The organism is Amycolatopsis sp. NPDC045836 (assembly GCF_056431745.1).
In genome coordinates this window covers 423,459-433,157 of sequence record NZ_JBWKKF010000007.1, presented here as the reverse complement: position 1 = coordinate 433,157, position 9,699 = coordinate 423,459, and the positions used below count along the sequence as shown (strand labels likewise).

General features: G+C 71.9%; 9 protein-coding genes. 8 read left to right on the top strand and 1 reads right to left on the bottom strand.

The features are described 5' to 3' along the window. Window positions 1–238 precede the first annotated feature (238 nt). Window positions 239–1,222: a hypothetical protein gene (locus AC07EG_RS16425; RefSeq protein ID WP_478253918.1), complete on the bottom strand. Its 984-nt coding sequence runs from the start codon at window positions 1,220–1,222 to the stop codon at window positions 239–241. Window positions 1,223–1,477: 255 nt separating this feature from the next. Here AC07EG_RS16425 and AC07EG_RS16420 point away from each other — a divergent pair, with 255 nt between their 5' ends. From AC07EG_RS16420 to AC07EG_RS16385, 8 genes are all read left to right on the top strand, one after another. Next, window positions 1,478–2,170, top strand: coding sequence for a hypothetical protein (locus AC07EG_RS16420; protein WP_478253917.1), 693 nt, complete (start codon window positions 1,478–1,480; stop codon window positions 2,168–2,170). Beyond that, on the top strand, window positions 2,163–3,158 hold the full coding sequence (locus AC07EG_RS16415; protein ID WP_478253916.1) for an HAD-IIA family hydrolase: 996 nt from the start codon (window positions 2,163–2,165) through the stop codon (window positions 3,156–3,158). The genes AC07EG_RS16420 and AC07EG_RS16415 overlap by 8 nt, the downstream gene beginning before the upstream one ends. Before the next feature lie 9 nt (window positions 3,159–3,167). Then, window positions 3,168–3,377, top strand: coding sequence for a hypothetical protein (locus AC07EG_RS16410; RefSeq protein ID WP_478253915.1), 210 nt, complete (start codon window positions 3,168–3,170; stop codon window positions 3,375–3,377). Window positions 3,378–3,382: 5 nt separating this feature from the next. Further along, a complete protein-coding gene (locus AC07EG_RS16405) occupies window positions 3,383–4,195 on the top strand; it encodes a TlyA family RNA methyltransferase (protein WP_478253914.1) in 813 nt (270 codons plus the stop codon). After that, complete coding sequence (locus tag AC07EG_RS16400; protein ID WP_478253913.1) at window positions 4,192–5,118, top strand: NAD kinase; 927 nt, start codon at window positions 4,192–4,194, stop codon at window positions 5,116–5,118. The genes AC07EG_RS16405 and AC07EG_RS16400 overlap by 4 nt, the downstream gene beginning before the upstream one ends. Before the next feature lie 91 nt (window positions 5,119–5,209). Beyond that, window positions 5,210–7,012: a DNA repair protein RecN gene (gene recN / locus AC07EG_RS16395; RefSeq protein ID WP_478253912.1), complete on the top strand. Its 1,803-nt coding sequence runs from the start codon at window positions 5,210–5,212 to the stop codon at window positions 7,010–7,012. Between the two features lie 119 nt (window positions 7,013–7,131). Continuing rightward, entirely contained in the window at window positions 7,132–8,316 is a 1,185-nt protein-coding gene (steA, locus tag AC07EG_RS16390; RefSeq protein ID WP_478253911.1) for a putative cytokinetic ring protein SteA, read from the top strand. Continuing rightward, a complete protein-coding gene (locus AC07EG_RS16385; protein WP_478253910.1) occupies window positions 8,313–9,260 on the top strand; it encodes a copper transporter in 948 nt (315 codons plus the stop codon). The genes steA and AC07EG_RS16385 overlap by 4 nt, the downstream gene beginning before the upstream one ends. Window positions 9,261–9,699 lie beyond the last annotated feature (439 nt).

Genomic DNA, 9,699 nt, shown 5'->3' with positions numbered 1-9,699 from the left:
CCCCGGAAGCTAACCCTCCCAGCGCCTATGTTACTGCACGAGAGGGGGTGGGGGAGGGTAGGACGCCCCAAACCGCAGCGTGCGGGAGGGGGGGGGGGTTTGGGACCGGGGGTGGTCCGGACCCCCGCTTCTTGCTGTCTGAGGCCGTTGAGCGACCGCGCCGACGAGGTGCCGGAACCGGCCAGATACAGTTGCGTGCTGGCCCCCGTGTGGGCCTATCCCACTTTCGAGGTCTCTGCTAGGAGGACAGGTGTCCGAGTTCGGTCGGCGCGATTCTGAGGACGACCGCGAGGGCGGTCGCCCGCGGCGGCGCGACTCGAGTCCCCGAGGCAAGCAACAGGGCGGCGGGCAAGCCGCCCGCGGCAACCGAACCGGCGGCTACCGCGCCGGCGGTACTGGCGGCCAGAAGAGCTTCAAGCCCCGCGAAGGCGGCAACAACTACAAACCCCGCGACGACCGCGGCGGCTTCAAGCCCCGTGAAGACCGCGGCGGTTTCAAACCCCGCGACGACCGCGGTGGTTACAAGCCGCGCGACGACCGCAGTGGCTTCAAGCCCCGCGATGACCGGGGTGGCTTCAAGCCCCGCGAGGACAGCGGTGGTTACAAGTCCCGAGAGGGCAGCAGCTACAAACCCCGCGACGACCGTGGCGGCTTCAAGTCGAGCGGTGACCGCGGTGGTTACAAGCCGCGCGAGGACCGCGGCGGTTTCAAACCCCGCGACGACCGCGGTGGTTACCAGTCTCGCGATGATCGCGGCGGCTTCAAGCCCCGTGACGACCGCAGTGGCTTCAAGCCTCGAGACGACCGCGGGAACTTCAAGTCCGGTGGCGACCGTGGCGGTTACCAGTCCCGGGACGATCGCGGCGGCTACAAGTCCGGTGGCGACCGTGGTGGCTACCAGTCCAGGGATGACCGGGGCGGGTTCAAGTCGCGGGACGATCGGGGTGGCTACAAGCCCCGTGAGGATCGCGGCGGCTTCAAGCCGCGTGATGACCGTGGCGGCTACCAGTCCCGCGATGACCGTGGTGGCTCGCGGGACTTCAAGCCCCGCCAAGGCAGCAGCGGCTACAAATCCCGCGAGGACCGCGGTGGTTACCAGTCCCGCGATGACCGCGGGGACTACAAGTCTCGCGACGACCGTGGTGGCTTCAAGCCTCGTGAGGACTCCAAGTCCCGTGAGGATCGCGGGGACTTCAAGCCCGGCGGCGACCGTGGCGGTCACCAGTCCCGGGACGATCGCGGCGGTTACAAGTCCGGCGACGACCGTGGTGGCTACAAGTCGGGCGGCGACCGTGGCGATTACAAGCCTCGTGAGGACCGGGGTGGCTTCAAGCCCCAGGACAAGTCCGACGACGACCGCGGGAGCTTCAAGTCGCGCGACGATCGCGAAGGGGATCGTGGTGGCTTCAAGCCGCGTAAGACGGGTGGGTTCAAGCCCCGTCAGGACCGGGCGCCCCGCGAGGTGGGCGACGCCGAGTTGGCCAAGGAACTGCTCGAAGCCCCCGAACTCCCCGAGGACATCGACTTCGCCGACCTCGACGAGGAAGCGCGTCGCGAGCTGAGGACCCTGCCGAAGGGGCTGGCCGAGACCGTCGGCAAGCACCTCGTCGCGGCGGGCGGGCTGATCGACACCGATCCCGACGCCGCCTTCGAGCACGCCAAGTACGCCAAGGCCAAGGCCGCGCGCGTGCCGATCGTGCGCGAGGCGCTCGGGCTGGTCGCCTACCACTCCGGCAAGTGGGCCGAGGCGCTCACCGAACTGCGTGCCGTCCGCCGGATGACGCGGACCGACACGCACATCGCGATCATCGCCGACTCCGAGCGGGCGCTGGGCCGCCCCGAGCGCGCGCTCGACCTGGCCAAGGAGGCCGACACCAGCCGGCTGCCGCGGGACGTGCAGGTCGAACTGAAGATCGTCGCCGCCGGGGCGCGCCGGGACCTCGGGCAGCTCGACGCCGCGGTCGTCTCCCTCCAGGGCGACGACCTCGACGCCCGCAAGCGCGAACCGTGGAGCGCGCGCCTGTTCTACGCCTACGCCGACAACCTCGCCGCCGCCGGACGGCGTGACGAGGCGGTCAGCTGGTTCCTCCACGCCGCCGAGGCCGACGAGGACGAGCAGACCGACGCCGCCGAGCGCGCGGCCGAACTGGGCCAGGCCGACGGTGAGTGACTCCCTGCTGGCGGCCTACGACTCCCTGCTGTTCGACCTCGACGGCACGGTCTACCACGGCGCACGGGTCATCCCCGGTGCGCCGGAGGTGGTCGGTGAGGCGCGGGCCGCCGGCACGGCGGTGCGGTTCGTCACGAACAACGCGTCCAAGGCCCCCGCCGCGGTCGCCGAGCACCTCAGCGGCATGGGCATCGACGCCCAGCCCGACGAGGTGCACACCAGCTCCCAGGCCGCCGCGAAGGTGCTCGCCGAGCGCCTGCCCGGCGGCGCCCACGTGCTCGTCGTCGGCGCGCAGGCGCTGTGCGACGAGGTCGAAGCGGTCGGGCTGCGGCCCGTTCGGGAGAACTCCGACGAGGTCGAAGCCGTCGTCCAGGGGCATTCGCCGGACACCGGGTGGGCCAACCTCGCCGAGGCGTGCCTGGCGATCCGCGGCGGGGCGCTGTGGGTGGCGAGCAACGTCGACAAGACCCTGCCCGCCGAGCGCGGGCTGCTGCCGGGCAACGGATCGATGGTCGCCGCGCTGCGCAGTGCCACCGGCAGCGAGCCGGTCGTCGCGGGCAAGCCGGAGGCGCCGCTGATGCGCACGGCCGCCGTGGGCCGGGCGCTCGTCGTCGGTGACCGCCTCGACACCGACATCGCCGGTGCGGTGGCGGCCGGACTGGACGCGCTGGTGGTGCTCACCGGCGTGGACACCCCCGCCACCCTCATCGCCGCCGTCCCCGCCGAGCGCGCGCGGTTCCTCGCCGCCGACATCACCGGCCTGCGCGACACCGCCGAACAGACGCTGATCGCCCCGAAGCCGGGCTGGGAAGTCACCGCCGACCAGGGCGAACTCACCGTTCGCAGCACCGGCGGCAGCGACTCCGCCGACTCCACCGACCTGCTGCGCGCACTGTGCGCCACCGCCTGGGACACCGGTGTGACCGGCGTCAAACCGCTCGACGACACCGCGAAGGCCGCGCTGAACGAACTGCGCCTCATCGGTTAGCGTTGTGGGGTGCAGCAGAACCACCCCGTTCCACGTCCGGTGCCAGGGCCGCCGGGACAGCAGTCGCAGCCGCCGGAGCTCGATCCGCGCGCCGGGATCGAAGAGGCGGTGTCGGGACTGGCCGGGCTGGACCGCGTCCCGCTCGCCGAGCACGTGGAGCGCTTCGACACCGTGCACACCGAGCTGACCGCCGCGCTCTCCAGCATCGACAAGGTCTGACGCCGATGGCCCGCAGGGCACGGCTCGACGCGGAACTGGTGCGCCGCGGCCTGGCCCGCTCCCGTGAGCAGGCGAGCTCGCTGATCGCGCAGGGCAAGGTGAGCGTCGGCGGCATGGTGGCGACCAAGCCGGCCACCGGGGTGGAGGCCGCCGCCGCGATCGTGGTGCGTGACGAGGACGACCCCGGCTGGGCGTCCCGCGGTGCGCACAAACTGCTCGGCGCACTGGAGGCGTTCGAATCGGCTGGTCTCACCGTCGAGGGCAAGCGCTGCCTGGACGCCGGTGCCTCCACCGGCGGGTTCACCGACGTGCTGCTGCGTGGTGGTGCGGCTCAGGTCGTCGCCGCCGACGTGGGCCGCGGGCTGCTCGACTGGCGCCTGCGCACCGACGAACGCGTGGTCGTGCTGGACAAGACGAACGTGCGCACCCTGACCCCCGAACTGATCGGCGGGCCGGTCGACCTGGTGGTGGCCGACCTCTCGTTCATCTCCCTGCGCCTGGTGCTGCCCGCGCTCGCGGACTGCGTGCACCCCGGCGCGGACCTGCTGCCGATGGTCAAACCGCAGTTCGAGGTGGGCAAGGACCGGCTCGGCAGCGGCGGGGTGGTGCGCGATCCCGAACTGCGCACCGAGGCGGTGCTCGCGGTGGCCGCCGAAGCGGACGCGCTCGGCCTGCGCCCCCACGGCGTGGTCGCCAGCCCGTTGCCCGGCCCGTCCGGCAACGTCGAGTACTTCATCTGGTTGCGGCGTGAAGCCGCCGAGTCGGCTGCGGAGGTGGACCAGCTGGTCCGCACCGCGGTTCAGGAGGGTCCTTCGTGACGCTTCGGCGTGAGGTTCTGCTTGTCGTGCACCCGGATCGCGACGCGACCGCCGGGGCGGCGCGCGAGGTGGCCGCGCAACTGGCCGCGGCCGGTGTCCGGTTGCGGGTGGCCGACGAGGAGGTCCGGCAGCTCATCCAGGCCAACGGCCACGACCCGCACTGCACGGTGATCGCGCCGGAGGACGATCCGGCGGCCGGTACCGAGCTGGTTTTTGTGCTGGGCGGTGACGGCACCCTGCTGCGGGCCGCCGAGCTGGCGCGGCCGGCCGGTGTGCCGGTGCTCGGGGTGAACCTGGGCCGGGTGGGCTTCCTCACCGAAGCCGATTCCGACGCGATCGCGGAGACCGTGCGCCGGGTGGTGGAGGGCCACTACCGCGTCGAGGAGCGGATGACCGTGGACGTCACGGTCGCCGTGGACGGCGAGATCGTGGCACGCACCTGGGCCCTCAACGAAGCCAGCGTGGAGCGCAGTTCGCGGGTGCGGATCCTGGACGCGCTGATCGAGGTCGACGGCCGCCCGGTGTCGTCCTTCGGCTGCGACGGTGTGCTGTGCGCGACACCGACCGGGTCCACCGCCTACGCCTTCTCCGCGGGCGGCCCGATCATGTGGCCGGACGTGGAGGCGCTGCTGGTGGTGCCGAGCAACGCGCACGCGATGTTCTCGCGCCCGCTGGTGGTCTCGCGGAACTCGGTGATCACCGTCGGCATCGATCCCGGCGGCTCGACCGCGGTGCTGACCTGCGACGGGCTGCGGCACATCGAACTGCCGCGCGGGGCCAGGGTGCGGGTGGTGGCCGGCCGGGTGCCGGTGCGGCTGGCGCGGTTGTGGGACGGCCCGTTCACCGACCGGCTGGTGCACAAGTTCGAACTGCCGGTCAAGGGCTGGCGCGAGCGCGACTCCTCCCGAGACCAACCACGCTGACGGCCCGTTCGCACCGGTTTTCACCGGCAACTTCGCCGTTGTTGCGAGTGCCGGGCGCGCGACGCCCGGAGGGGGCACTACGGTTGGAGGCGTGCTGGCCGAGATGCGCATCCAGGGCCTCGGGGTCATCGAGGACGCCCTGCTCGAGTTGCACCCGGGATTCACCGTGGTCACCGGGGAGACCGGTGCGGGCAAGACCATGGTGGTCACCGGGCTGCACCTGCTCTCCGGAGGACGTGCCGAGGTCTCGAAGGTCCGCGTCGGCGCCGGGAAGGCACTGGTCGAGGGCCGGTTCGAGGGGGTGACCGGCAAGGTCGCGCTGGACATCGTCGGTGACGCCGGGGCCGAGGTCGAGGACGGCGGCGGGGTGATCGCGCTGCGCTCGGTGGCCAGCGACGGCCGCTCGCGCGCCCACCTCGGCGGGCGGTCGGTGCCGGTCGGTGTGCTGGCCGACCTGTCCGAGCAGCTGCTGGCCGTGCACGGCCAGAACGACCAGCTCCGCCTGCTGCGCCCGGCCGAGCAGCGGGCGGTGATCGACCGGTTCGCCGGGGAGGCGGTGGCCGGGCCGCTGGAGCAGTACCGCGCCGTCCGCGAGGAGTGGCAGGCCGTGGTCACCGAGCTGACCGACCGCACCACCCGGTCGCGCGAGCTGGCCCAGCAGGCCGACATGCTGCGCCTCGGGCTCACCGAGATCACCGCGGTCGAGCCGACGCCGGGTGAGGACACCGAGCTGACCGAGCAGATCAAGCGGCTGTCCGCGATCGACGAGCTGCGGGCCGCGGCCACCGAAGCGCACCACGCGGTCTCCGGCGCGCAGGACGGCGACGTGGAGGCCCCCGGCGCGCTCGGCCTGGTCGGGGAGGCGCAGCGGCGGCTGGCCGGAGTCGAGGACCAGGTGCTGCGGGACATGGAACCGCGGCTGGCCGAAGCCGCCGTGCTGCTCGCCGACGTGGGCGCCGAGCTGGGCAGCTACCTCGAGTCGCTGGAGGCCGACCCGGCGCGCCTGGAGCAGGCGCTGGCCCGGCAGGCCGAGCTGAAGAAGCTGATCCGCAAGTACGCCGCCGACATCGACGGGGTGCTCGCCTGGGCCGAGGACGCCCGCAGCCGGTTGTCCACGATGGACACCTCCGAGGAGGCGCTGGCCGAACTGGCCGCGCGCCGCGACGAACTGGCCGGGCAGCTCGGCGAGCACGCCGCGCGGTTGTCCGCCGCCCGGCAGGTGGCCGCGGCGGAACTGGCCAGGGAGATCACCGCCGAACTGGCCGGGCTGGCGATGGGCCAGGCGCAGATCGAGGTGACCGTCGGGGTGCGCGAGGTCGACGAGTCCGATCCGCACGCGCTGGTGGTCGGCGGCCGCACGGTCCACGCCGGGCCGGACGGGGTGGACGAGGTCGAACTGCTGCTGCGCGCGCACAAGGGCGCGCCGCCGCTGCCGGTGCACAAGGCCGCGTCCGGCGGTGAGCTGTCCCGCGTGATGCTGGCCATCGAGGTGGTGCTGGCGCACGCCGACACCGTGCAGACGCTGGTCTTCGACGAGGTCGACGCCGGGGTCGGCGGCCGGGCCGCGGTGGAGATCGGGCGGCGGCTGGCACGGCTGGCGACCAGTCACCAGGTGCTGGTGGTGACCCACCTGCCGCAGGTGGCCGCGTTCGCCGACCGGCACCTGGTGGTGGACAAGGGCATGTCCGACGGCATCACCCGCAGCGGGGTGAAGGTGCTGCAGCAGTCCGAGCGGGTGCTCGAACTCGCCCGGATGCTCGCGGGCATGGACGACACCGAGACCGGCCGCGCGCACGCCGAGGAATTGCTCGCCGCCGCCGACGCCGACAAGTATTCGTTCACCCGGCTGCCACGCGACGGCCGCAAAGGTACGAAGAAAAAGCGCACGAAATAGTGATCGACCCCCGCAGTGGGGGATACGCAGCGTGAATCGTGCACCGATCGTCGGAATCTCGAATTACGGACCGGCGTGGCGGGCCGCTTCTGCCCTGGCCGTTTGTCACCATCGGTCGCATGAAGCTCACCGGCTTGCTCTCGCGGAACGACGAAACCCGTCCCGGCGTGACCGGGGTGGCACGGGTCGACCGGCGCACCAGGGAGTTGCTCCGCCGGATCTCCCCCGGTGACATCGCCGTGCTCGACCAGCTCGACCTGGACCGGGCCACCGCGGACGCGCTGGTGCGCGCCGAGGTCGCCGGTGTGGTCAACGCCTCGCCGTCGATTTCCGGCCGCTTCCCGAACCTCGGGCCGGAAATCCTGGTCGCCGCCGGCATTCCGCTGATCGACGCGGCCGGTGGCTCGGTGCTGCGCACCATCAAGGACGGCAGCAGGCTGCGCCTGCACGAGGACACCGTCTACCTCGGCGATCGCAAGGTCGCTTCCGGGGCCCGGCAGACGCGGGAAAGCGTGGCCGACCAGATGATCGAGGCCAAGGCCGGGATGTCCACCCAGCTCGAAGCCTTTTCGGCGAACACGATCGAATTCCTGCGCCGCGAGCGCACGCTGATCCTGGACGGGGTCGGCGTGCCGGAACTGCGGATGCCGCTGCGCGACCGGCACGTGCTGGTGGTCGCCGCGGGCAACGGGCACGCCGAGGACCTGAAGAAGCTGAAGAAGTACATCGCCGAGCACCGGCCGGTGCTGATCGGGGTGGACGGCGGCGCGGACACCCTGCTCGCGCAGGGGCACACGCCGGACGTGATCGTCGGCGACCCGCTGGGCATCGAGGCCGAGACGCTCAAGAGCGGCGGCGAGGTGGTGGTGCCCGCGCAGCCGGACGGGCACGCGCCCGGTGTCGCGCGCATCCAGGACCTCGGCATCGGCGCGGTCACCTTCCCGGCGTCGGGCAATGCCGAGGACCTGGCGCTGCTGCTGGCCGACGCGCACGAAGCGAGCCTGGTGGTCACCGTCGGGTTCCAGGCCACCCTGCGCGAATTCCTCGACCACGGGCGGTCGGGCTCGAACCCGTCGACCTTCCTGACCCGGCTCAAGCTGGGCACGAAGCTGGTCGACGGCAAGGCGGTGGCCGCGTTGCACCGCGGCCGGGTGTCCGGCGGCATGCTCGTCTTCCTGCTGCTGGCCGCGCTCGCGGTGGTGGCCGCCGCGCTGCTGGTCTCCGACGCCGGTGAGGTCTACCTCGATTGGATCGCCGACACCTGGCGGTCCCTGACGAACTGGGTCAAGGGGCTCTTCACGTGATCTCTCTGCGTTATCACATCGTTTCGCTGGCCGCGGCGTTCCTGGCGCTGGCCGTCGGCGTGGTGCTGGGTTCGACGGCGCTCAACGGGCCGTTGCTGTCCGGGCTGTCCGACGACAAGGCGGAGCTGGGGCGCAAGGTCGCCGATCTGGAGGCCGAGCGGAACGCGCTGACCGCGCGGCTCGGCGATTCGGACGCGTTCGCCGGTGCGGTCGGGCCGAAGGTCGTCGGCGGGCAGCTGGACCAGCGTTCGGTGGTGCTGGTCACCACCGAGGGCGCGAAACCGGCCGATCGGGACGCGTTGAAGGAGCTGATCGGGCAGTCGGGGGCGGTGGTGACCGGCGAGGTGCAGCTGACCGAGTCGTTCGCCGATCCGGCCAAGGCCGATCAGCTGCGGCAGGTGGTCACGCGCCTGCAACCGGCCGGGGCGAGCTTCCCGACCGCGGGTGATCCCGGCACCCTGGCCGGTGCGCTGCTGGGCTCGACCCTGTTGCTGAACAAGGATTCGGCGCAACCGCAGTCCACTCCGGACGAACTGGCGGCGGCGCTGGGCGGGCTGTCCGACGGTGGGTTCGTCAAGGCCGCGGGTGAGGTGAAGCCCGCGCAGGAGGCCGTCGTGCTGGTCGGTGGCAAGGCCACCGGGGACGGCGCCGGCGACCGGGCGGCGACGCTGGCCCGCTTCGCCACGCAGCTCGATCGCTCGGGCGCGGGCACCGTGCTCGCCGGGGACCTGGCTTCGGCCGAGGGCACCGGTGCGCTGGGCGTGGCGCGGGCGGACACCTCCGCCACGTCCATCCTGTCTACTGTGGACAATGTTGATACGGCGGCCGGGCGGGTGGTCACCGTGCTGGCGCTGCGGGAGCAGCTGGACGGCGTGGCGGGGCGGTACGGCATCGCGGGGAACGCGCAGGGGGCGGCGCCCGGGGTTGACGGGGAGGGTAGTTGAGGGTTGGTGGCCTTCCCGGTTTTTTAGTGTGACATCGCCACCCTCGCCGTGTTTTTGGCTGTGGACCGGGAAGGGGTGGGGCTGGGCGGCCTGGGTCCTTTGGGCGGTTGAGTTGCGGGAGTGGGGATGTGGGTTGGGCGCGAATTTGGGTGGCTATTGGAGGTGGGGTTCGGCCGTGCGAGTTTGTGACGCGTGGCTGTTGGAGTGTGAGATTCGGTTGCGCGAGTGTGAGTGGGCGCGCTAGTGGGGGCTGCTCGAGTGTGTGATTTCGCTGCGCGAGTGTGTGTGGGGGTTTGGTTGGGCGAGTGTGTGAGCTTGGGTGCGGCAGGTTGCGGCTGCTGGGTCGTGGGGTTCGGGTGCGCGAGCGTTGAGTGGATCTGCGCGAGTGTGGGGACTGGGCGTGGGTGAGCTTGGGTGCGCCAGTGGGATGTGGCTGCTG